The organism is Nostoc sp. (assembly GCF_036917415.1).
Classification (GTDB): domain Bacteria; phylum Cyanobacteriota; class Cyanobacteriia; order Cyanobacteriales; family Nostocaceae; genus Nostoc.
This window is the reverse complement of sequence record NZ_JBALDJ010000113.1, coordinates 1-24,757: the sequence shown is the minus strand read 5'-3', so window position 1 is coordinate 24,757 and position 24,757 is coordinate 1. Positions and strand designations below refer to the sequence as shown.

Below are 24,757 nucleotides of genomic sequence, written 5' to 3'. Positions count from 1 at the left end.
GCATTTTCTGATTTCAGGTGATCTCTACAGGGTCAAAAGCGATCGCTAGCCGGACTGTTTTCGCCCCTGTGCTTGATAATCGCTGGGATTTATGCCAAACTTTTTACGGAATGCAGCAGCAAAGTAACCTCTATTAGCAAATCCCACAGCGTAAGACACCTGAGCTACATTCATCCGTCCTTCCATGAGGAATTGACAAGCTTTTTCTAAACGATAATCATGCAGATATCCAAACACTGTTGTACCAAAGAGTTGACGAAATCCTTGCTTGAGTTTGCGATCATTTAACTCCACTTGTCGTGCTAATTCAATTAATGAGGGTGGATTGGTAATATCTTTGATCAAAATATCTCTGGCTTGATAGATGCGCTCAACATCGTTTCTTTTCAAATTAACCAACTGGTAGGAGGGTGTACCATCATTAAACAGTTGAGCAAATTGTAAGGTGATCAGTTCCAGTGTCTTAGCTTCTAAATAAGTACGTCGCATGATTCCCTGAAACGGACAGTGAAGCAGTTGATGTAACGCTAATTGCATTGCCGGGGTCATTTTGCCAAGTGATTGATGAAATGAAGGCGGTGTGTCTGTTTCTAAGAATGGTTTGAGTAGGGGGGGTAAGTATGCTTCTTGACCCATACTCAATAATCTCAGCAAATGCGGTTCCAAACGGACTCTGATATTGACATCTTGTCCCGCCATAGATTTCTCAATCTCTCTGACTTCTCCTAAGCTATATAATAAATAGCTTTCTCCAGGTCGTTCGCAAATATCTTCAATTTCCTCTTTGAATACCCCTGCGCTACGAAAAACTAAAGTTACGTAGGTACCACTATCCACAAAATCCCAACCAACAGTCTCTGGTAACTCCAAATTAATAATGTCTGCTCGCAGTCCCAGACAAAGTGGAGTGTTACTAACTTGACCTTTTATGAGTGGATGCTGCCAAATCTCAACGCTTTCAATCTCATCAGAATGGTAGGTAATTTTTCGAGTTTGTAAGCCTTCTTCGTAGATTTCAGACCATTGGGCATTTGTATAAACTTCTGCCATTTTAGTTAATTAAGCTTATTCTCAAGTTTATTGAGAAATTATCTCATGTTTTTATGGCTGGTTAATGATGTAATACCAATTCGTAATTCCGAATTCGGAATTACGAAACTCAGATTTCATCTAGATTTCTGGGTTTGGCTCTGTTGCTTGATTTGGAAAAATAGTATAACAATACACCTATGTATTCTCAAGAAGATGCATAGAAAGAAAATGTCCTTCATCTTCAAGCGTTCCCGCTTCTCCTGTCAAAGATGCTATGCGTAGCTTGCTTCCCCGTTCGCGGAGCGTTCCGTAGGAAAGGGGTAAGAGTTGCCGTAGGCATCGCGCCACTTCATACATAAGTGCAATATTTTTTTGGGACATTGCCAGCGCTACATAATCAAACACTGGTAAAAAATTTGTTGGGTTTAAAAATTGCCAGAATAATTGTCCAACAAAAATTTAGAGCCTTCCTTTTACACATCGCAAAATTAATCATCAACAAACAACATACTTTATATGTATATGCAAAAAATTCCCGTCACAGTGATTACAGGATTTCTAGGTGCAGGCAAAACGAGGTTAATTCGCCATTTACTGCAAAACAATCAGGGACGACGCATTGCTGTTTTGGTAAATGAATTTGGAGAAATCGGAATTGATGGCGAACTTTTGCGTGACTGGGAAAGTTGTTCTGGATGGTTGTAGTGGTTAAAGCGATCGCAACAGAGGCCGCAATTACAACGGTGGAATGACCTAGAGAGAAGAAAAACCCAACAGAAACAGGTCGTTTGTTCTCCTGCATCAATTTACGGGTAACATTGTCAATCGCGGCGATGCGATCGGCATCTACAGCATGATGTAGACCAAAGCTATAAGCTAATAAGGACGCAGAATCAGCAAGAGCCTATTTTGGTACTACAACAAGAAAGGTTGATCTGGCAGATAGGATAGCAGGCTTTGAGGCACGAGCAGATGACTATATTACCAAACCCAAACCCTACGAGCTAGCAGTTCTGCTAGTTCGGATTCTGGCATTAGGGACTTCCAGAGAATAAATTACCCAATTTATTCAGATGATATTTTTCTTTTCCCCCAGCTAAGAGCCCCCTGCTCCCCTGCCTACACAGCGATTGATTATTTTTTTAATTGGAAGTCCCTTACTGCGATCGGGCAGCACAGTATTAACTAAAGTACTCTGCTGGGGTTAGTTGCAGCTCGATCCGAATAATTGCGAAGTCATGTGTCAAGGCAAAGCCGTGCATCTCACGCCTAAAGAATACAAACTGCTGGAGCTATTTTTGCAACTGTCTGGCAAGGAGTTGAGGAGTTAGCCTCATTCCTTAGCGTACAATTTTCCCGTTTAGTCCTGCCACTGACGGTAAATACTCGGTGTCATGCCGACGTGTCGCTTAAACGCATGGCAAAACTGACTCGGACTGGCATACCCCACGCGCTGGGCAACCTCTGCAATACTCAATTGGCGATTGCTCAACAATTGCTGGGCTTGTGCCATCCGACAGGTCTGCAAATAGCCAAACACTGTAGTGCCAAACAGGTGTCGAAAACCTTGCTTGAGCTTGAAATCATTCAGTCCTACAAGTCTTGCTAGGTCAAGCAAAGTGGGAGGATGTTCTAGTTCTCGCTGAAGAATTGCCTTTGCTAGATGCAGTCTTTCGATATCTGTAGAGCGAAAAGTCAGGGTTGAAGAGGATGCTTTCTGCTTCCCTAGCAGTTGATCGAACTGCAACACCAGTAGTTCTAGTACCTTACTTTCCAGATACATCCGCTTGAACGCCCCTTGATAGGGACAGTTGAGTATCTGCTGGAGTACCTGTTGCATGGCGGGTGTGCTTTGATTGAGAGTTTGATGAAAGCTTTTTGCAGATTTCCCGTCAATCAACAATCGCAGTGGGGATGGGGCATTGTCCCAAGTCATCCCAAAAGACCGCAACCGCTCTAAATCTATACTAATTCCCACACTCTTGAGAGTTTGTTCTGCTGGGAAATACTCAATTGATCGCACTTCTTTGATGTAGCAAAGGCAGGTTTCACCAGTGGTTTCGGCTCGATCTTCTTCAAACTGAATGCCGGGGTTGATAATGCGGCGATCGCCTGCTAAATAGAAATTGGATAACAGCATGCCTTCCCCATTGCAACGATAGTCCAGCAGCAGGGGTCGCCAAAATTGATAGGTGGCAATCTGAATACTTAGTCCCGGATGCAGCTCAATGATCCGTAACTCCCCCTGCCCCAACCGCTTTGGGATAGTCTGTCGTCGCTCAAAATCATTCCACTGCCAAGGGACTTCACTGCACTCATCGGCTTCTTCCCAGAACGCATCATATTCTGTCTTATCAATCGTCCGTGCTATATTTAGTGGCATGGTAACAATCTCTACTGGGCAACGGAAAATAAATTAAATCGAATCATAAACTTTTTAATAAAAATTTGCAATAGGTCTATTGTTCAGCACTTTGTTTTGCAACCCACATTCTGCAGATATTAAAGCAGATTCAATAATTATGGTAATAACCGTATTAGGACTTGCCCCGTGTTTTCGTCGGTCAGCCTCAGCACAAGCTTTGCCAGTTTTCTCTCACTATTTAAACTAAACTGTTTAGTTTGCACTTCATGACAGCTTTCCCAAATCTACCTCTTCAAGCACCTTCTCAAATCCCCTTGACAACTGTCTCATATCATGTGCGGGTAAAGACTTATGATTTAGACCGCAGTTCTTGCTGGGAGCAGGGAGCAGGGGGAAAGAGACTTTTCCGATTTTTGCACAGATCCGGTAATCATAAGTGATTAACCGGACTTGATATCACAACCTTAACTTGTGACAAATGGTCGTCACTATCAATTCTCACCCGTCCCCAACCATCTTTTTGAGCGGTAAGCGTAGCTATGCCGTTAGGCTTATCGCCCTTCGTTGTCGCACCATCACAAAAAAAATCCGTTTGCAACAAAAAAAAATCCGTTTGCAACAACACTATTTTTTTCAAATCCTGTATTCTCAGCTTTATTGAGAAGTTTTCCTGGCTAGGTGGAAGCTAAATCAATTTGGAATTGAAGATTTCCTACATGATTCCCATAGTCTTGCCGGGTGTGTGGTGTAGCCAATGAAACCAAAGCAGTTATCGCAAATTTTATTACTAACAAGTTCTGTTTGGCTGTGGTGTGCAATGAGCGCAACTGCTCAAAAAGTACCCAAGTCAGAGATACAGAGTCAATCTATTGCATCGGTACTACGTAATTCCAGACCAATTAGAGAGATTCGCCAACTCAGTGAGATAGAAATTCCCAGTACTAGCGCCCAAATGCTAGTACAGTCGCCAGCACCAAGCAACCCTCCTTCTCAAGGAGGTTCAATTGTACCAATAACGTCCGTGAAAGCTAATGCCACAGACAAAGGTGTGGAGATAATTTTAGAGACCCTTCAAGGGACTCAACTGCAAGTCACAAATCGCAGTACGGGTAATAATTTTATTGCCGATGTATCTGGCGGGCAATTGCGTTTACCGTCGGGTGAAGCTTTTACATTTCGTTCGGAGAAACCCCTTACGGGAATTACTGAAATAACAGTTACGAATGTTGATGTAAATACTGTGCGGGTGACGGTGGTAGGTGAAAAGGTTTTGCCCACAGTTGAGTTATTTGATGATAATGCAGGGCTGGTTTTTGGGGTAACATCTGCTGCAACGGCGACACAGCCACCTCAAACACCACTAGCCGAAGAAAACCCGGCAAGTGAGACACGCCCAGAGGAACCAGCAGCCCAACAGGATCAGCCGATTGAGTTGGTGGTAACGGGGGAGCAAGATAGGTATAACGTACCCGATGTAACGACAGCAACGCGGACAGACACACCTTTACGCGACATCCCACAATCGATCCAGGTCGTGCCGCGACAGGTGATTGAAGACCGCAATGCCAGAACTCTCATTCAGACGGTAGAAACAGTCAGCGGCGTGGTTGAGGCCGCAGACAACGGTGCCTTCGCAATCAGAGGATTTTCTCCAGGGCAATCGGGAGCAGGAGTTTTCCGCAATGGCTTTCGAGATTCGAGTTACAACGGTGTGATCCCGATTGACACAATTGAGCGAGTAGAGGTGCTTAAAGGACCTGCCTCCGTCCTGTTTGGCTCCTTAGAACCGGGTGGAATTGTCAACTACGTTACCCGCAAACCCCTGAGTCAACCCTATTACAATTTGGGATTTGAGGTGGGAAACTATGGATTGTATAAGCCCAGCATCGATTTATCAGGCCCGCTAACGGCAGATGGTAAGCTGCTGTACCGCTTTATTGCTAGTTACGAAAGTTCAAGCGATTATCAAGACTTTCCTGAAACTAGAGAGACCACCATCGCCCCCTCCCTCTCCTTGAAATTGGGAGAGCGAACAGACCTGAATCTCTACTATGAATACAATAGACGCGATGATAATCCTCTAAGAAGTTACACGGCATTTCTCAGTGATGGCAGTCGAACACCCCGAAACCTTTATCTTGGGTATCCCAATTTCAATTACTTTGACAATTATGCCCACCGATTTGGCTACACGTTAAATCATAAATTCAACGATAATTGGCAGATTCGCAATAACCTTTCTGTATCTATTGCTGGTTACGACGCAATAGGAACTAATGCCGGTAGTATAGAAGACGATCGCTTTGCAGACGTTGATTCTTATGACACTGATTATCGAACAACGAACTATTTCGGACAAATCGACCTGCTTGGGAAGTTTAATACCGGATCAATCGGACATCAACTCTTAGTGGGGTTTGACTATAACCGCTTTGTCGAGGATTACTTCGGTGTTTTCAATACAACAGATCTACCTCCTCTAGATATTCGCAACCCAAACTACGATGTTACAAAGCCAGAAAACTATATTCCATTTGGTCAGTCTGAGGGTCTGAATCAGACTTACGGAGTTTACCTCCAGGATCAAATTGCGTTTAGCGGTAATTTAAAACTGCTGATTGGCGGTCGTTATGATTGGATCTCTAGTTACAGTGACACGGCAAATTTTGGAGTATTCACTCCTGGCGAGACAAGACAAAACGATGGTGCCTTCAGCCCCCGCATTGGGTTAGTGTATCAGCCCAGCGGCACGGTTTCACTCTATGCCAGCTATAGTCGCTCGTTTACCCCAGTCTCAGGACGTAACGCGGATGGTGAACCGTTTATTCCGACAAGGGGAACTCAGTACGAAATCGGTGTCAGAACTGATTTCCTGGAAGGTAGACTCTCGGCAAACTTAGCTGCTTATCATCTCAGCAAAACAAATATTACAACGACTGACAACTTTATTTCTGAGACTGGTCCTCAGGCTATCGTTGAACAAATTGGCGAACAACGGAGTCAAGGCATTGAGCTGGATGTAAGCGGTGAGATTTTGCCCGGTTTGAACATTGTTGCTTCCTATGCCTATACCGATGCAGAAGTTACCGAAGATAACGAGATTCCGATCGGTAATCGCTTGAATGGTATACCCGAAAATCAAGCCAGCCTTTGGACAACTTATTTTATTCAAAAGGGCGGTCTCAAAGGTTTAGGATTCGGTCTGGGGCTATTTTACGTGGGCGACCGAGAGGGAGATTTGAATAACACATTTCAACTGGGCGATTACTTGCGGACTGATGCGGCGCTTTACTACCGTAGAGATCGTTTGAAGGCTGCTATCAATATTCGTAATCTATTTGATATAGACTACACCAGTTTCGGCTACAGCAAAGTTTCTACTGACAGAGGAGACCCCTTTACAATCGTTGGCTCCATCAGTTGGGAGCTTTAACTTGCTTCACTCTTGGTCATCGATTGAACAGCAGACTACAATGCAGTTTGATTTGTAGACAACTCAAGAAACTCAGTAATCATAAACCAACGACCTCGTTTGAAAAAGCCATTGCTTTTAATGGCTTTTTTCTTCCTATTAATAATTATAGCTTGCCACAGTCCAGTTACCCAAAAAACTAATACTTCAATACGACAGTTAGCAACTACGTCTGATTGTCGAGTTATTCAACACGCATTAGGTGAAATCTGTATCCCGATTAACCCACAGCGCATTATCACATTAGATATTCCCTGGACACTAGACCCTTTACTGTCCCTCGGTGTACACCTAAAACCAATTTCCATCAATCTAAATGAGTTGGCTTCATATAGCATTGAAGTTATAGACAAAATTGATGCGGTCTTTATTAGAAACCTATTTAGCAGCAGATATTGGTTTACGAGCCACAAACCGACTGCGGGCAAATCTGACGCTGCACTGCTTGCAACTCGATATGTCCTTTCACAATAACCAAACACCAGGCGCTTTAATCGAACGCATAGATGGCGATATCAGCCAATTGAATGACTTTTTCTCTCGGTTCGCCATTGACTTTGTGGGTAACAGTATCTTTGCTGTGGGTGTTTTTATCGCCCTGTTTCATATTGACTGGCGAATAGGGCTAACAGCGATCGCAATAGTAGTCATTCTCTTATTTACTTTTAGCCATTTCAATAATATAGTCATTCCTTATTTTCAAGCAGAACGTGCCTCCAGTGCAGCTTTATTTGGTTTTTTGGCAGAGCGACTCTCTGGTACAGAAGATGTGCGTTCCTCTGGTGCATCAGCCTACGTCATGCACCAGAGGAACGCTCACGAGATTTGTTTCCCAAGTTGGTTAAATCACAGACCTTTGGTCTTGGAGTATTTAGCGCTTGGAGTGTTTTCTTTACTCTGGGAAAAACAGTGATTTTGGGGATGAGCATCGTGCTTTTTTTCAATAATGCATTGGCGATCGGCACAGTTTATCTCATCTATCGCTACATCGAGTTATTGGAAGAACCAATTCAACAATTTGGTCGCCAAGTTCAAGATTTACAAGAAGCTGAAGCTGCTTTAATCCGGGTGCGAGAATTACTCACAACCCAAAGTTGTCTTCCAGATATTGGTCAAACAACTCTTCCAGATCAGGCATTGAGCGTAAGTTTCGAGAATGTTGACTTTCGTTATCCTACTCCTGAGAAAGACGCGATCGCCTACGGCAAATTCAACTTTTCCACGCCAGCGTCCGCGATAATCTCACTTTGTTTGAGTCATCTATCCCCGATCAACGCATAGAGTCAGTTATTCAGGAAGTTGGCTTATCGGACTGGTATGAATCTCTCCCTAGCAGTTTAGACACTCTACTCGCTCCTGGTGGTAGCGGACTATCAGCAGGACAGGCGCAGTTATTGGCATTTGTGCGGGTGTTTCTCAAAAACCCTGGTTTGGTAATTCTGGACGAAGCCTCATCCCGCCTCGACCCGGTTACAGAGCAGTTGTTAGAAAAAGCGATCGATCGCCTACTCGTTGGGAGAACTGCCATCATTATTGCTCATCGTTTAGCAACAGTAAAGCGAGCCGATCAAATCATGATTTTAGAAGACGGTCATTGTCTAGAGTGCGGTCAGCGCGAGGAATTAGCCACTCACCCTGACTCCCGCTTTGCCCAATTACTGCAAATCGGGTTAGAGGAAGCTTTGGCATGAAAACAAAAACTGCAAATTATGAAGCTATTTTTTTAAGATAACTCATAATTTGTATTGTTCAACTTTGAGCTTACTTAAATACTTAAATTCTAAAATGGTTAAGATAAATACTATAAATACAAATATGATATCTGCAAAAAGTATTCCATAATATATGCCTTTTACTCCATATATTTTTGAAAAGAATAACACCATTGGTACATTTAGAACCATAGCTCTTAACAAAATAACCACTAATACAGTTTTACCTTTACCTATAGATTGAAAAAGAGTATTACTAAAGAATGCTAAAGGCAATATCGGTGTTGATAGACTGATAATTCTAAATTTTAATACATCATCTTCTGTAAAATTAACACCTGGTAGCATTAGTCCCAAAAAGGTCTTTGGAGATAGTTGTAAAGGTAGCCAAATTAATAGTAATAATATAGTCCCAATAATTGCAAAAGTTAAGTAGGATTTTTTTATCCTCCTATAATTTTTTGCACCATAATTCATACCAATTATTGGTTGTAATGCTTGGGCAAAACCAATAATCGGAATAAATACTAGTGAAGTCACGTTTACAGTTGCTCCAAATAAAGCAATATCATTATTTGTTCCGTATAAAGAAATTGAATTCAAAACTACAAACTCTTGAACCAACATCATAACTGGATGAAATAGTGCTGAGATTCCCACTGATAAAATCGCAGGTAGTAAATCTATTGCAAACGCGAACTTTTTCAGATTAACTGCGATAGAGCTTTTACCAGAGAGGAAATAAGTTAAGTTTAAAATAGTGGAAACAGCCATCCCAATAACTGTAGCAAGGGCAATTCCTTGAATACCCCAATGAAAGACACTGATAAATATATAATTTAAGAAGATGTTAACGATGATAAAAATAAAGTCAAATATAGTTGATAGCCTGATATTGCCTTCTGATTTCATGAGTTGGCTAGAAGCTCCGCCTAGTATATAGAATACTGAACCCAGTATATAAGTCTTAAAATATGCTGCACCAGCAGAGGCAACTTCACCACTTCCTCCCATCAATACAATTAGTTTTTCACTAAAGCTATAGCCAAGGGTTGTGATCGCAAAGGCGATCGCTACGCCCATAACCATTAAGTTGCCAAATATTTTCGACTGAGTTTTGATATTTCCAGAACCAATGGCTTGACTCAGAACAGAACCAGAACCGACCCCAACTAAGAGAGAAAATCCCTCAGCTATACTAATGAGCGGTAGTGCAAGGGTGATACCAGCCACAGCTGTTTCACCAATAAATTGCCCTGCAAATAAAGCATCAAGAAAATTATTCAAGCTAAACATCAGTGTTCCTAGAATACTAGGAATTGATAATTTAAACATCAATTGAACGAGATTACCTTGAAGAATTTCGTTTGTAATTTTAGATTCTTTTTGAGCAGTCATTTAATTACTCAACCTTAACTAAACGGCTAACACGATACTGCTTTACTGCTTCTAATTCCATTTCTTTTGCTGAGTTGTATGCACTCATAACCTCACCACAAACTTCAATTCTGGCTTCATACGCACTTGTTGTACTACCATCAGTCGCAACAAAATCAATCCGAACTTCTGCCCAGTCAGCCTCCTCTCCTTCAGGTACTTCTTCCGTCGCAAGCACTTTACCTGCTTTCAAGTAATCTAACCAATTCCAGCCAGACTGCATCCAAATTTCGCGTTCAGCAATTTGCTCAAATTTGCTTAAACCAGTCCATCCTCGATAGTATTGACGCAACCCAGAGACTGAACCATCTCGTTTTACCAGTAAATCCAAGACATCTGACTCTAAGTGTCCCCATAAGCACCCTTGGGGTAAGTCAACTAAGGTAGGAGCAAACTGATGACCATCAATGTGAGTTGTTTGCCAGACTCTTAACTTTCCGTTACAAGAGGGAGCATATTCTTTACGTAATCGTCGATAGATGGGAGTCCCAAATCTGCCACAAGCAAGGTCAACTTGAGTATGGGTACAAACCATAAGTTCGCGAATATGACTCGTTTGTTGTTGATATTGCTGAAATTTCGATAAATCGTTGGGTTGTTGCATTAACTGCTTGAATATTGCTGTTACCAAAGCCGCGGCTTCGCTTTCTGGAACAACAAATTCTTGTTTCTCAAACTGAGAAAACAGCTTTGCGGGGCGGTAGTAATAGAACAGGCGGGTAAAGCCAGCATGAGAATACTCGCGGTCAGGAGCAATTAGCATCGGTTTTAACTTAATCCCATGCTTAAAAACCAACTCCTCGAATAAACCCATCAACGATCTGATAGCTGGATTTTCCTCAAAGACTTCTTCGGGCCAAGGTTGTGGAATTTCCATAATCAGCCAATGGTCGCAAGTACCTGCTGTACCAATAGGGTCTTCTCCGTTAGCTTTAGAAACCAAAGAGCAAAAACGGCAATCTATAAGGTGAGTTTTATGAGTCTGTTTTATTTGCATATTTGGAGATAAACTAAAAAAAATTAACTATAATTTAAGTCGTTTTAGGTTTTTGGAACCAGACGAGTAGTATCGTAGGTATAGCCCAGTTTCCTGAAATCTAGAATGTCCATAGGCGTGACCACGACATTCAATTTGATACTTGGTACTAAAAAAGCGATATCCTCAGAACCGACATTTCCTGGTACGGACAAACCACCATCCCAAGGTCACATTGGGTCGTGCAAGTTGTGTCCAAGAGGCATCCCTTTAGATGGATAAAAGCGGCTATCGGTGTGTCCTCAATCTTGCCATTCTGCCCACAGGCGGTCTGCGTTAGCATGATTTAACCAGAATATTGGATCGTAGGGAGAACTGGGAATGCTGTTCATTGTCCCTAAAATTTGAGTTTGCTGGGGTACACGGTCTGGTTCGAGCTTGTCAACAAGACTACCACCAAAACTTTCACAACTCAAATAGGATAGCTATATCACCCATCAGTGACTTTATGATTTGGATCGATAAGCTTTAGGCGATTTTGAGCGAATATCTTTAACTTACTCACTGCCGTACTTTTGTTACAACGCAAACTTCCTTTTTCATCACCGCCAAATCGAGTGCAAACTGCTGTATGAGCACTCGATAATGTAACATAAGCATTTACAAACTGGCTGTGTTGAGTATGGAGTTCAACAGGTAGAGCCTGAAAAACTGGACTAAGTTTTTTCAAAATTTTAATTAGCAAGGCATGATCCCAAGACATTAATCCGCTAAAGTTTTCCGATTCAACTTGAGGAGGCTTCATAGTTGGAATAATTTGATTCTCATACTCATTTCTACTGAAGCTGCCAGCAAGTTCCATTGCTGCTCCAGACGCTAACATTAACTTAGTTGCCGTTCCTAATTCCACTTCAGCTTGGCGAAGATTACCTGCTGCAAGTTCGATCTCAAAGCGTCGCAAACAGATAATTAGCCCTTGGACATCCACAAAAAATAACCAGTGGAATCCCTCCCAAAGTTGCTTTAGCTTGACTTGAGTCTCTATTTTAGTCATTATATTTCCTCCAAAGATAAACTGAAAACTCTTCCTAACAGGTAAACATAGCTTTTAAGTCCTTCTTTTAGATCCTTGACTCGACCAGGATCAAATTTTTTACCATCTTCATTAAGTATGAGCAAAGTTTTATAAACGATTAGCAGTCCCCAAACAATACAGACGCTTGATTCCTTTGTTGTTACGTAACTTGCTTTAAAACAACGGTTAAAGTCTTCAACTTCCCAAGGCTCTAGTGACGTTTCAGTAGAAGATATTGAGGCAGGAGATATATTGCTGACATCGAGATTGGCTAACTCTCGATCAATAATGGCAAGGGCTTTTCGATGGGACAGTTCATCTAAAGCTTGCAACAATTTTTGGAGTAATTGACGTATTTTTACTTGGTCTGATTCGCTAAGTTGCTGTTCAATTGGTAAGTTCCAAGGAACGAGTAGATAAAGTTGAGAGGGAAGAGAATTATGGGTCATTTCAAAGTGGGGTTTAGTTGAAAAATGATTTATCAATATCCCTGTTGACCTAACTAAATCCCTCATATATAGTAGTGAATATGCCTCAGAATGAAGAAGTTTGCTTAAGTTACAGGATGTGAAAAAAGCCAGCTTCCTGTAGTTCAGTAATGCTGTCTTTCATAGCTTTAAGGATGGAGTTAATATCTTCATCGGTATGGGCAGTAGATAAGAAACCTCCTCCTTCTCCCCTAAGCAAAATACCTTTATCAAAAAGGTGATAGCGTAATAGCTCGAAACCCATAAGAAAACTTTTTGAGGAGGCAGCATCTTTAGTAAATACAGGACCAAAGAAAGAGCCAAAATTCGCCATCTGAATTGGTAATTTATTGGCTTCAAAGTAAATATTTAATCTTTCTACAAACTGAGATGTTCTTTGGTTCAATTGCTCTTGAAGACTGGGCCCCTGATTTTTTAAATACTTAAGTACTGCTCGACTTGCTGCGATCGCTAGAGGGTGTTTGCAGTGAGTACCTGCGAAAAAGGTTTCTTCTACTTGAGGAGAAGAAGCATCTCCATAGTCCCACATACCGCCATCAATACGATCCAAGTAGGCTTTTTTTCCAGCAATAATTCCAATCGGCATTCCCCCCCCGACAACTTTACCATAAGCAGCGATATCTGCTTCAACACCAAACCAAGCTTGAGCTCCTCCTTGATGAAGACGGAAACCCGTTACCATTTCATCAAAAATAAGGGCAATTCCTGATTTTTGAGTTAATTGCCTGAGTTGATGTAGAAACTCTTTCGGCTGTAGTTCGGGTTTACCAGTCTGGACGGGTTCTACTAGAACTGCTGCTAATTTCCCCTTATTGGCTTTAATAATGTTGAGGGATTCGGGGTTGCCATACTCCAGCATTAAAGCATTTTTGGTAACTGAGTAAGGAATGCCGCGAGATGCTGGAAAGGCAAGAGAATTAATACGAGAAGTTAGGATATTACCACCTAGCTTTTCAAGTACTTTAGGCGATTTTAGACCAAGAGATTCAACTAAAACACCATCTGCATGGCCGTGATAGGAATTAGTAAATATGGCAATTTTATTGCGTCTTGTTTGGGAGCGAGCCAACCGAATCGCTGTCATCACAGCTTCTGTGCCAGTATTGCTGAAAGCTACTCTTTCCATCCCTGTCAGTTCGCTAATTAACTCCGCAACTTCACCAGCGTATTCTGATTGTGGACCTAAGGGAAATCCTTTTTCAAGTTGCTCCTGAATCGCTTCTTTTACGAAGGGTGGATTATGGCCTAAAAGATTACTGCCAAACCCCATAATGACATCGATATATTCATTTCCATCAATATCCCAAACTTTAGAGCCTTGAGCTTTTTGACCCACAATTAGATAACACATCTCTTTAACAGAAGCATCGAACCATTCTGGTACTCTGGGGTCTGCTAGAACCGGACGATAAGCTTGGGTCATTTTTTTTGACCCTTTTGTCCGCTTGGTATAGCGTTCGATTAAAGCTTGCAAATGCTTCTGATGTAAATCTACTGTTGTCTCTATAGAGAGAGGTGAAGTTTGTTTATTAGTTATCATGTTTTTTGACCGTTATTTACCTACATTTTTTAGTCTTCTTTTGATTAACTAAGAGAAGCAGAAGATTTACATCCTACAAAATAGGCATATTTATTGTTTTTAGGATCTGCTAATTCACCATTGGAGTTATAAATGCTAACCGACGTAAAGCCTACTTCTTCCAAAACTGACTGGATTTCTGTTTTGGAATAAGGCTTGACTGAAAAATTAATCTCTGAGGATTGCCAGTCTTTTTCTACAAGTTGCAATAAAGTTGATGGTTTAGTATGACGTAAAAAATTATTGAAACCTATGCGTTTTAAACGTTTTATCAGTAAGCTAATTAAGTTTGGCTTTTTGTCTAATTTATCGTCATTTCCCTGGAACATTGTAATTGTAAATGTGCCGATTTTTTCTTCTAGATTGTAAGTTTCGCCCACAGTCCAAGCATAATTTTCTTGCATTTCACCATCATTAACAAAGATGTTGGTATATCGCTTTTCTAAGCCTATATCAAATAAAAATAGACCGTTTTCTTTCAAGACCCTATATACATTACTAAAAACACTTTTGAGTTCTTCAAGACTCATGATGTGGTTGAGGGCAGAATCAGTACAAATAGCAGCTTCAAATGTATAAGCAAGTTTAAAATCACGAGCATCACCTAAAATAAACTCAGCAGTTGGTGCATTTTGGCGAGCATAGTGCAGCATTTTTTCCGAACCATCTAGTCCAACAATTTCATAACCTTTAGCAATTAACTCTTGCGATAATTGCCCTGTACCGCAGCAGAGATCGAAAATTTTCGCTCCTTTAGAAAGGTGTGGCAAAAGTAATTTCTCTATGTTTGGCAGTAACCCTTTACAGGCTAGTTCTGCTTCTGATTTATTGTATAACCAAGCCCAAGGGTCGTAATCTGTATAGCGACTTTCTGGAGATATGTCAGTTTTGTTCATGGTGTTTTCTCAAATGAAAATACAAAAATTATAATTTGGGCAAATTTTAGTTCTTAACCACTTTTCTCAAGATTTTGTATTATGTCTACATTCCACTTCGTTTAAGTTGCAATGACATAGCTTGGATTTTTGACGCCGTTCTACTTAACTCTGCGTTGGCGTCAAATTTAAGGAAATGTACTCATCGTGGCTTTTTTGAGCGCTATCTTTGATGGGTGATGGTACTAAAAAATCGTTTTTAATGAGGTATGAAAAGTAAATATTTAGCAATTGATCGTCGATTATAGGACAAGTAATGGATGTATTTTTTAACCCATTGAGTGTATTTTGAAAGTCAAATTTTAAAACTGCTGAATCAGAGGCTGGTGCTTGGGAATTATTATTAGAGAGCAGAAAAACGAGAGGATATAAAGCGTGTTCTGGAGAATTCTCTGCAATTTTTAACAGTTGAGTGTGCCATTCTTCGTAAGGAATTTGTTGAATTGGGTAGCCGAGCGATCGCAATTTCTCGAAAAACAGGTTTGTGGAAACTGGTTGAGGATGAGTCAAGTGAAAGGCTTTACCCCAAGAATTTTGCTGTTTCGATAGATGAATAATAGCTTTGCTTGCATAATCTACAGGAATAATATCCTGTATCAACTCAACATCGGGAATACTGCCGAGTTGGACGCAACCGATAATTAATCTATACAAAAAGTCATTGACATTAAAGACACCCGTTAGGCTGTGTCCTGATATGCGTCCGAGTCTATAAATACAAACCGGAAGTCCGCGATCGCGTGCAGCGTTAACTAACTTTTCCGCTACCCATTTACTCTGGCTGTAGCCCCCGAATGGGACTTGACCATTATCAATATTATCCTGTTCTCGAATTAGTTTCACACCAGAATTACCAAATTCTGAGAAAACGCCGGTAGAAGAAATGAAATGGACGGGCTTCACTTTCGTTTGGCACGCCAATCTCAAGACTTCTTGAGTTCCCAGGACATTGGTAGCTTTGAGTAACGAGTAAGGAGAAGCGTGATGAACCCAGGCCCCATTATGATAGATAGCGTCAATTTTATCAGCAAGCTCGTGAAATTGTGCCTCAGAAAGTCCTAAAAGTGGCTGTGATAAATCTCCAATAACTGGAATAATCCTGCTACTAAAACTTTCCTCCCAAAGTAGATAGGATTCAAGGCAGTTTCGCAGCTTGTTCTGAGCTAATTCAGTATTGTTTGCACGAATTAGGCAATAAACATCGGTTGATGTTTGTTGCAGGAGTTCGTAAAGTAAAAAGGCTCCGACAAAACCAGTTGCTCCGGTTAATAAGATACAACAGGGTTCAACAGTCGGCTGGGTGAGTAATTCAGGGCGAATGGAAGAGTCTAAAACAGCGTCAGCATTAAGTAATGCTAACATTTTGTTGGTATTAGATTTATTGCTCAGAAACTCCAAAATTTCTGCTTTGCGATCGGAAAGCTGAGTTTTTAAAGTTACTGTCAGCGCTCCTTTTGGAGCGTTACAGCGCAAACGCTCTTCATCTACCCAAAGCTTGATATCGAGACGACTAAGTTGAGCTAAAAACTCATCAATGGTTTGAGTAACTTTCTTTTCGTTGAACCGTTCGCTATCATTTGTAGAGAATTCTACAGAGGGTAATCGTCTGGAATTTTTTTCTAATAAAATTTCTTTTTTACCCAATAGCCGTTCGCTGAAAATATTGCGATTTTTACACGCTTCTACTAACTTATTTGACTCAATAATAGGACGAGATTCTTCAGTATATTGAATTGACGTGATATAGATCAGCCAAGGTTCTTGTCCCATTGCATAAACATAAACCTGTTGCGGATTAAATTGACTGACAAGTTCAATTGCTTTCTGGGCATTTGAACCATCTAATCTCCGAGTTGCACCCATCTTTCTGGGTATTGATTTTGTGAGTAAGGAACCATAAGCCCAGCTAAAGGGTGCGCCATCACATTCCATCCCGATAAAAATTACATCAATATCTCCAAATGTTTTTTGAATTCTTTCATAAAGTTTAGGCTCAATATTATTAGAATCTGCTAGACAAAGAATAGATTGCCCTTTTAATTGAATCAGATAAGCGGCTTTAGCGCTAATATTTAAATCCCCATGTTCGCCTAAAAAAGGCAAGGCAACAATCTGTCCTTCATTAGTGTCTATCGCTTCCAGGTTGTCAATTTCTATAACATTGGCAAAGCCAATTGTTTTTAAGATTAATTTCATAGAAGGATCGAGTAAAACCCCACTGTTACTCTTCGGCACCACTAAATGCTTGATTTTATGTCGCAACTGCAACAAGGTTTCAAACATACAGTGGTCTTGATGATTGTGGGTAATCAGCGCGTAGTCAATCGTTTCCGGTAAATCGGCATAGGTGTAGCGGGGAATGCCCTCTTGATGCTGATAGCTGATTAATGGGTCTAATAAAATACTGATGTCTTTAGTTTCAATTAAGACACAAGCATGACCGAAGTAACGAATTCTGACTGAATCACCGCTATACTTTGGTTCTTTCTGAGGAGGTTCTTCGGTGAAGAACGATGAAAATAATGCCTCATCTTCTTCGGCTATCCCCAACAGATTTTTGATTTGAGTATAGGGTTGAGGAATATCCCTCATTTGAAAGAGGCGATCGAGTCTGGAGTCGTTGAAGGGAAAATTTAAATGTAAACAACGCTCATCTTTTAAACGAGGCGTACTGAGGACAAAGGAACGTTCATCCTCGTGACCTAAATATAAAGCAACAGTTTGGGATGCAGGATTATAGTACTGACTTGTATAGAGAAGTCCTTCAATAAAGCGAATAGAAGCATGGTTGTTTGAGTCATAAACTAACTCTACATATCCTTTTAATGCTTCAGGAACGTTTTGATAAAGAGGTTCTAAGGAATATCCCTTGGCTGACTCAGTTAGCATCGTGTCTAGCTGTGCGATCGCTTGACTGAGCTGCACCAAATGTGCTTGTTCTTCTTTCGTTTTTTCCAACAAAGCTTTAATTTGATGAACTCGGTCAACCTCATAGTTAATAAAGGGAGCGCCCATCATAGCTGGATTCTTCAGTGCTGACTGATGAACCTGTGGAGCATTGACAAACGACTGCATAATTTTGAGATGCGATTCAGTAATATACCGAGCCGCTGTTGCTGGGAAAATGAGGTACGACCAGGCATACCATTGATTAAATAATGGCTCTACGATAACGTTGGGTTTGAGATAAGGCATAATTCGTAATTCGTAATTAAGATGCACTGTACAGAATTTCATGAATTCGTAGCGAATCAAAACTCAGCCTCCCTTTGCGCTTACTTTGCGTTTAAAAAGACAACTCTACCTCCTCATATTTCAATTTCTTCTCTTTCCTCAACCATCTCCAAAGGAAGAGACGAAAGCTTTTCCAAAGTCTGCATTTTCTCGATGCGTTCAGCTAAACCTGTTACGGTAGGCGCTTCAAATAGGTCAACAACCGTCACCTCTACCTCAAACGTTTTGAGCAACTGAGCAACCAGTTGAGTTGCCAGCAACGAATGTCCTCCCAACTCAAAGAAATTGTCATGAACACCCACCTGCTCAACCTCCAGCACTTTGGCAAAAATGTCAGCCAAAATTTGCTCTGTAGGAGTGCTAGGAGCGACAAACGCTGATTCTAATTCTGGTCGAGCCGTATCTGGTACAGGCAAAGCAAAACGGTCTACTTTGCCGTTGGCATTAAGAGGTAGGGCATCGAGCGTCACGAACGCCGCAGGTATCATGTAATTGGGTAATTTTTCTGCAAGAAAGCGGCGTAAATCGCCAATTGTCGGGTTATTTTCGGGATCGGGGACGACATAAGCGACGAGCCGTTTATCTCCTGGTTGATCTTCACGGACGATGACTATGCTTTCTCGCACTCCTGGGTGTTGGGTTAACAAAGCTTCAATTTCTCCCGGTTCAATCCGAAAGCCGCGAATTTTAACCTGATGGTCGAGGCGACCAAGAAGCCTAATATGACCGTCACTCAGGTAGCAAGCTAAGTCCCCGGTTTTGTAGAGACGGCTTCCTAGTTCATCGCTAAAAGGATTAGGGATGAATGTCTCGGCAGTTTTTTCTGGACGGTTGAGGTAGCCCCGCGCCAGACCGACTCCACCAATGTGCAGTTCTCCTGGCACGGCGATGGGAACAGGTTGGAGATGTTGGTCTAGGATGTAAAGCTGTTTGTTGGCGGCGGGACGCACGGTAGGTAAAGATTGACCACCGTTGCCGCATTCTACCATACTCGCGTTGACTGTCGTTTCGGTCGGTCCGTAGGCATTGATGAACAGTCGCCCTTTTGACCATTGCGCGATCAGTTCCAAAGAAGGGGCTTCTCCTCCTACTAAAACCATTTGCAAGGCAGGCAATTCAGGAGTGGGCAGAACCGCTAGCGCTGAGGGGGGGAGCGTAATATGGGTAATGGCTTGTTCGCGTAAGAGCTTCATTAAGGCAAAGCCAGGAAGCAAATCCTCCGGCGTTCCCAGATGGAGGGCTGCACCAGAACCCAGAGCCATAACTAATTCCGGAATGGAGGCATCAAAGCTCAAGGAGAAGAATTGGAGAATGCGGCTGTCGGGTTGAACTTTACACGTCCGAATTTTGTCTTTCGTTAGGTTGCCCAATCCTTGATGAGTAACCAAAACTCCTTTCGGTGTCCCTGTAGACCCAGAGGTATAGATTAGGTAAGCCAGGTTTTCAACGATAACACCACTATTGGGGTTCTGCTCGCTCTCCTGTGCAATAGTTGCCCATTCGGTATCTAAACAGACGACTTGGGCGGTATGTTGGAGTAGTTCTGTGACTAATTTCTGTGTTGTCAGAAGTATGGGTACTTGTGAATCTGACAGTATGAAGGCAAGGCGCTCTGACGGGTAAGTTGGGTCTAGAGGGAGATAAGCGCCACCCGCTTTGAGAATGGCTAATACTCCGATGACCATAGAGAGCGATCGCTCTACACAAAGTCCTACTATGACTTCTGGTTTTACGCCCAGCTTTTGTAGATGGTATGCTAATTGATTGGCACGTCGATTCAATTCTCGGTAAGTTAGTTGCTCATCCTTGAAAACAACTGCAATAGCATCGGGTGTTTGCTCAACTTGAGCTTCAAATAACTGATGGAAGCACCGCTCTTTGGCATACTCAGTTTGGGTATCATTCCACCCACTCAACAATTGATAACGTTCTGCTTCACTTAATAAAGGTAATTCACCCACAGCTTGTTGGGGATTTTCTGCGATCGCTGAGAAAATGGTTTGCAGATGCCCTAGCAGCCGCCCAATCGTATCTTCTTCAAAACGAACAGCATCGTAAATAATCTTAACTAGCAACTCATCTTCAGGCACTACAGCTACAGTCAGCGGATAGTTATTGCGGTCAAAAGACTCTATGTCGTTTAGCTGTAGCGAACTACCTTCATCCAACAAAGAACTATCAACTGGATAATTTTCAAACACCACAATACTCTCAAACAAAAGTCTTCTCCCAAGGAGTTCGCTCTTGGCTTGAATGTCAACAAGGGGAGTGTAAGAGTAATCTTGCAATTCCAACATTAACTGTTGTATTTGTCCGAGCCAAGGTATTAGTTGCTGCTGGGGGGATATTTCCAGACGTAATGGTAAGGTGTTGGTGAACAATCCCACCATATTTTCCACTCCAGAAAAACTACCAGGACGACCTGAAACAGTCACACCAAATACTACATCTTTTTCACCACTATAACGACTTAATAGTAATGCCCAAGCAGCTTGTACTATAGTCGATAAAGTTACATGATAATGTTGTGCTATATCTTGTAACTGGCGGTTCACCTGAGCAGATAAACGTAATTCAAGTTCCTGATGATAGTAAGAGTTTTGCTGCTGATTTAGATACTGAAACTTATCTACTACTAGGGAAGTGGGGGCGCTAAAACCTTGCAAAGTTTGTTGCCAAAACTTAATAGCAACTTGCCGATCTTGAGAATTCAGCCAAGCGATATAATCACGGTAGGGACGTGGTGTTGGTAAATAATAAGTTTCGCCTCTTACGCCAGTTTCATATAAACTTAAAACTTCTTTAAAAATAACTGCTACACTCCATCCATCCATGAGGATTTGGTGGAAATTCAATATAAACTTATAAGTATCTTCACTTAGTTGAATTAACGTACATTCCATCAAGGGTGCTTGGTCGAATTGAAAACCTTGCTCTCTTTGTGTTAATAACAATTCTAAGAATTGCTGTTGTTGCTCTGTTGGAGATAATCTTCGCCAATCAAGATTATTCCAAGGTAAATTAATCTGCTTGAGTACTATTTGTAATGGGGTTTGGCGATTTTGCCAAACAAATAATGTACGTAAAATTGAATGTTTTTCTACAACTTTTTGCCAAGCAGATTCAAAAGCAGTAGTAGAAACATTACCCTTTAAGCTTAAGGTCGTCTGATTAAAATATACCCCACTTTCAGGAGCATAAAGACTGTGGAACAGTACTCCTTGTTGCATGGAAGAAAGTGGATAAATTGATTCAATATTTTTAGTTTTGCTTGGAGTTTTTATTTGTATGTTGCTCATCGCTCTTTCTGTTTTAAACTGTATTTTTTCAGACTTATACTATTCAGGCAAAATTTCTAATAACTCATCAAGTTCTAATTGATTCAATTGTGCATCGGGAAAATCCGAAGGTGTATATCCAAAAACATCTTGTGATTGGCAATGTTTTATTATTGACCTAATTGTTTGAATATAGCTCTGTGCTAAATTATCCACTGTAGCTTGAGTATGAACGTTACTACTGTAAGTCCAATCAATTTGTAATTCACCTTCTACCACCAGAGCATTAATATCCAATAGATGGTCACGAGTTTGCTTTGAACTTTGGTTAGCTCCAGTGGATTCAGATGCAAATTTCCAATCATTTTGGGATTCTACTTGGTCAAATTGTCCCAGATAGTTAAAACTAATTTCTGAAGTAGGAATTGTCTGTAGTTGTTGATTAACAGTAGTATCTTCACATAAGTAACGTAAAATGCCGTAGCCAATGCCACGATTGGGAATCGCTCGTAATTGTTCTTTAATTGATTTAATAACAGATGCTGGTTGGTCTAAGTCCGGTAGTTGCAATAATACTGGAAACAAACTGGTAAACCAACCTACCGTCCGCGATAAGTCCACATCTTCAAATAGTTCTTCTCTGCCATGTCCTTCTAAGTTAATTACTACCGTGGAATTTCTTGCCCACTGTGTCAATGAAAGTACTAATGCACTTAGTAGTATATCGTTAATTTGTGTGTTATGAGCTTCGTTTACTGACCCCAACAGCATCCGGGTTTCTGCTACATTTAATTTCACCGATACAGAAGCAGCACTAGCAACTGTATTTTCTTGTTGAGCGTGAGCATAATCTAATGGTAGTGATGTTATTTTGGACCAAGGTTGGTTGAACCAATAGTTTAACTCTTGTTTGAGAATTTCTGATTGTGCATAGTTATTTAATTTTTCTGCCCAATCAATAAATGCTGTTGTTTTAGCACTTAGTTGTATCGATTGTTGAGCGATGACTTGTTGATAAATTGTCTTTAAATCTGATAATAAAATTCGCCAACTCACACCATCTACTGCTAGATGATGAATAATAATTAGTAAACGTGCATCACTTTCGCTACCCAAGTTAAACATCACCACTTGCATTATCGGTCCTGTTGACAGGTTTAAACTGGTTTGAAATTCTGTGGCGATTTTTGATAAGGCTTGTGGTTGTGAGAGTGTAGGAGTTGATGATAAATCTACTATGGAAAATGGTACATTATTATCTTTGTTATAGTTTATTTGTTTGTACTCAGATGCTTGCCATCTGAATCTTAAACGCAGAGCATCGTGATGCTCTAATAATTTTTCTACTGCTTTTTCCAGTAATTCAATTTTTATATCCTTGGGTAGATGTAATAAAACTGATTGGTTAAAATGGTTCGACTCTTGTGGATTTTGTGCAAAAAACCAGTGTTGAATTGGTGTTAGTGGTGCAACTCCGGTAACTATACCTTGTTGAGCACTTACACTAACTGTTGTATTGGCAACCCTGGCTAGGTCGGCGATGGTTTGATTTTGAAATATTTGTTTGGTAGTGATTTGTATTCCTGAGTTTTTGGCACGAGAAATTACTTGAATGCTAAGGATGGAATCACCACCGATTTCAAAGAAGTTGTCGTGGATGCTGACTTTTTCTTTGAGAAGCAGTTCTTGCCAAATATTAGTTAAGGTTTGTTCTATGGCTGTACGTGGTGTTACGTATTCATGTTCTCGAGTGATTACCCCATCTGGTGCTGGTAGGGCTTTTCTGTCTACTTTGCCGTTGGGTGTGAGTGGTAGCGCTTCTAGCATCACAAAAGCTGCTGGTACCATGTAGTTTGGCAACTTTGATTCTAAAAAATCCCGTAGTTCAGGAATTGTCAGTATTTGTTCTGTTTGCGGGACTACATAGGCAACTATTCGTTGAGAATTTATTGATTCTTCGCGTGCTACAACTACAGTTTCTCGGACTGTGGGATGTTTAGCAATGAGCGCTTCAATTTCTCCCAACTCAATGCGGAAACCACGTATCTTCACTTGATGGTCGATACGACCAATATATTCTATTTCTCCATTCGGTAGATAGCGTACTAAATCTCCAGTTTTGTACAGACGTGCCGTTAGGTCGCTAAAAGGATTGGGAATAAATTTTTCTGCTGTCAAGTCGGGGCGGTTTAAGTAACCTCTACCTACTCCCACACCACCAATATAAACTTCACCTATTACACCGAAAGCAACAGGATTGAAATACTTATCAAGTAGATAAATTTGAATATTTGCTATTGGTCGCCCAATAGGAACTGTTTTCTGGTTGCTAAAACTATCTTTACACTGCCAAAAAGTCACATCTATAGCAGCTTCTGTTGGGCCATAAAGATTATGCAGTTGGGCATTCAGTCGATTAAAGAAGCGTTGTTGTAGTTGGACTGGTAAAGCTTCACCACTGGCTATTACTCGCACTAAAGAGTGACATTTTTCTAATCCTTCTGCTGACAGGAATGCTTGCAGCATTGATGGGACAAAATGTAAGGTCGTAATTTGCTGCTTTAGAATTAAATTAACTATGTAGCTGGGATCTTTATGACCTTCTGGTTGAGCTACTACTAACCGCGCACCCGTCATCAACGTCCAGAAAAATTCCCACACAGATACGTCAAAACTGAAGGGTGTCTTATGCAACACACAATCTGCTGCGGTTAATTGGTAGGCATCTTGCATCCACAGTAAGCGATTGCAGATTCCCTGATGGGTGTTCATTGCACCTTTCGGTTTTCCTGTGGAACCTGAAGTGTAAATGACGTAAGCAAGGTTATCAACTGTGATGTTACACCCAAGATTTTCTCTGTTTTCATCAGTGATTAATTGCCAGTCGCTATCGATACAAATTACTTGAGCTTGATTTGTGGGTAAATTTTCTACTAAGTGCTGTTGTGTTAACAATACACCTGGTCGAGAGTCTTCTAACATATAAGCCAAGCGTTCTTTAGGATAGCTAGGGTCTAGGGGTACATAAGCAGCACCTGCTTTGAGGATGGCTAATAGTCCAATGACCATATCCAAAGAACGCTCTACACAAATCCCTACCAATACCTCTGGTTTTACCCCCAGTTGTTGCAGGTAATGCGCCAATTGATTTGCTCTAGTATTGAGTTCCCAATA

18 protein-coding genes and 2 pseudogenes are annotated in these 24,757 nt (G+C 41.1%); 5 read left to right on the top strand and 15 right to left on the bottom strand.

Annotated features, from left to right (window positions below; genetic code table 11):
• Window positions 1-45: 45 nt before the first annotated feature.
• Together V7K41_RS24815 and V7K41_RS24810 are read right to left on the bottom strand one after the other, a co-directional pair.
• The gene (locus V7K41_RS24815) at window positions 46-1,050 is read right to left on the bottom strand and encodes a helix-turn-helix transcriptional regulator (RefSeq protein ID WP_334852503.1); all 1,005 of its coding nucleotides are present in this window, start codon (window positions 1,048-1,050) and stop codon (window positions 46-48) included.
• Between the two features lie 177 nt (window positions 1,051-1,227).
• Window positions 1,228-1,413: a hypothetical protein gene (locus V7K41_RS24810; RefSeq protein ID WP_334852501.1), complete on the bottom strand. Its 186-nt coding sequence runs from the start codon at window positions 1,411-1,413 to the stop codon at window positions 1,228-1,230.
• Between the two features lie 141 nt (window positions 1,414-1,554).
• Here V7K41_RS24810 and V7K41_RS24805 point away from each other — a divergent pair.
• Window positions 1,555-1,722 (top strand): annotated as a pseudogene (locus V7K41_RS24805) (GTP-binding protein); the annotation flags it as partial.
• A gap of 46 nt (window positions 1,723-1,768) precedes the next feature.
• Here the strand turns inward: V7K41_RS24805 and V7K41_RS33000 are convergent.
• The 3 genes and pseudogenes from V7K41_RS33000 to V7K41_RS24795 all read right to left on the bottom strand — a co-directional run.
• Window positions 1,769-1,858 (bottom strand): annotated as a pseudogene (locus V7K41_RS33000) (HoxN/HupN/NixA family nickel/cobalt transporter); the annotation flags it as partial.
• Window positions 1,859-2,392: 534 nt separating this feature from the next.
• Window positions 2,393-3,415 (bottom strand): AraC family transcriptional regulator, encoded by a 1,023-nt coding sequence (locus V7K41_RS24800; RefSeq protein WP_334852500.1) that lies wholly within the window; start codon window positions 3,413-3,415, stop codon window positions 2,393-2,395.
• Between the two features lie 412 nt (window positions 3,416-3,827).
• A complete protein-coding gene (locus tag V7K41_RS24795) occupies window positions 3,828-4,022 on the bottom strand; it encodes a hypothetical protein (RefSeq protein WP_334852498.1) in 195 nt (64 codons plus the stop codon).
• A 129-nt stretch (window positions 4,023-4,151) separates the two neighbouring features.
• Here V7K41_RS24795 and V7K41_RS24790 point away from each other — a divergent pair, with 129 nt between their 5' ends.
• From V7K41_RS24790 to V7K41_RS24775, 4 genes are all read left to right on the top strand, one after another.
• Window positions 4,152-6,830, top strand: coding sequence for a TonB-dependent siderophore receptor (locus tag V7K41_RS24790; RefSeq protein ID WP_334852496.1), 2,679 nt, complete (start codon window positions 4,152-4,154; stop codon window positions 6,828-6,830).
• A 397-nt stretch (window positions 6,831-7,227) separates the two neighbouring features.
• A complete protein-coding gene (locus tag V7K41_RS24785) occupies window positions 7,228-7,782 on the top strand; it encodes an ABC transporter transmembrane domain-containing protein (RefSeq protein ID WP_334852495.1) in 555 nt (184 codons plus the stop codon).
• Window positions 7,783-7,799: 17 nt separating this feature from the next.
• Window positions 7,800-8,150, top strand: a complete 351-nt coding sequence (locus V7K41_RS24780) for a hypothetical protein (RefSeq protein WP_334852493.1) — start codon at window positions 7,800-7,802, stop codon at window positions 8,148-8,150.
• Window positions 8,117-8,560 carry an ATP-binding cassette domain-containing protein gene (locus V7K41_RS24775; protein ID WP_334852492.1) on the top strand — a complete coding sequence of 148 codons (444 nt, stop codon included), beginning with the start codon at window positions 8,117-8,119 and terminating at the stop codon, window positions 8,558-8,560. The genes V7K41_RS24780 and V7K41_RS24775 overlap by 34 nt, the downstream gene beginning before the upstream one ends.
• Before the next feature lie 42 nt (window positions 8,561-8,602).
• Here V7K41_RS24775 and V7K41_RS24770 read toward each other — a convergent pair whose 3' ends face one another.
• The 10 genes from V7K41_RS24770 to V7K41_RS24725 all read right to left on the bottom strand — a co-directional run.
• Window positions 8,603-9,979 (bottom strand): MATE family efflux transporter, encoded by a 1,377-nt coding sequence (locus tag V7K41_RS24770; RefSeq protein ID WP_334852490.1) that lies wholly within the window; start codon window positions 9,977-9,979, stop codon window positions 8,603-8,605.
• A 4-nt stretch (window positions 9,980-9,983) separates the two neighbouring features.
• The gene (locus tag V7K41_RS24765) at window positions 9,984-11,015 is read right to left on the bottom strand and encodes a sucrase ferredoxin (protein WP_334852488.1); all 1,032 of its coding nucleotides are present in this window, start codon (window positions 11,013-11,015) and stop codon (window positions 9,984-9,986) included.
• A 281-nt stretch (window positions 11,016-11,296) separates the two neighbouring features.
• On the bottom strand, window positions 11,297-11,470 hold the full coding sequence (locus V7K41_RS24760; protein ID WP_334852486.1) for a tyrosinase family protein: 174 nt from the start codon (window positions 11,468-11,470) through the stop codon (window positions 11,297-11,299).
• Between the two features lie 14 nt (window positions 11,471-11,484).
• Window positions 11,485-12,048 carry a siderophore biosynthesis protein gene (locus V7K41_RS24755; protein WP_334852484.1) on the bottom strand — a complete coding sequence of 188 codons (564 nt, stop codon included), beginning with the start codon at window positions 12,046-12,048 and terminating at the stop codon, window positions 11,485-11,487.
• Window positions 12,048-12,518, bottom strand: coding sequence for a hypothetical protein (locus V7K41_RS24750; protein ID WP_334852482.1), 471 nt, complete (start codon window positions 12,516-12,518; stop codon window positions 12,048-12,050). The genes V7K41_RS24755 and V7K41_RS24750 overlap by 1 nt, the downstream gene beginning before the upstream one ends.
• A 109-nt stretch (window positions 12,519-12,627) precedes the next feature.
• Entirely contained in the window at window positions 12,628-14,097 is a 1,470-nt protein-coding gene (locus V7K41_RS24745; protein WP_334852480.1) for an aspartate aminotransferase family protein, read from the bottom strand.
• A gap of 44 nt (window positions 14,098-14,141) precedes the next feature.
• Window positions 14,142-15,032: a class I SAM-dependent DNA methyltransferase gene (locus tag V7K41_RS24740; RefSeq protein WP_334852478.1), complete on the bottom strand. Its 891-nt coding sequence runs from the start codon at window positions 15,030-15,032 to the stop codon at window positions 14,142-14,144.
• Window positions 15,033-15,176: 144 nt separating this feature from the next.
• Entirely contained in the window at window positions 15,177-18,266 is a 3,090-nt protein-coding gene (locus V7K41_RS24735) for a thioester reductase domain-containing protein (RefSeq protein ID WP_442943272.1), read from the bottom strand.
• Window positions 18,267-18,379: 113 nt separating this feature from the next.
• Complete coding sequence (locus V7K41_RS24730) at window positions 18,380-21,604, bottom strand: non-ribosomal peptide synthetase (protein WP_334852474.1); 3,225 nt, start codon at window positions 21,602-21,604, stop codon at window positions 18,380-18,382.
• Between the two features lie 39 nt (window positions 21,605-21,643).
• Window positions 21,644-24,757 (bottom strand): amino acid adenylation domain-containing protein (locus V7K41_RS24725; RefSeq protein ID WP_334852472.1); only part of this gene is annotated, 3,114 nt, incomplete at its 5' end.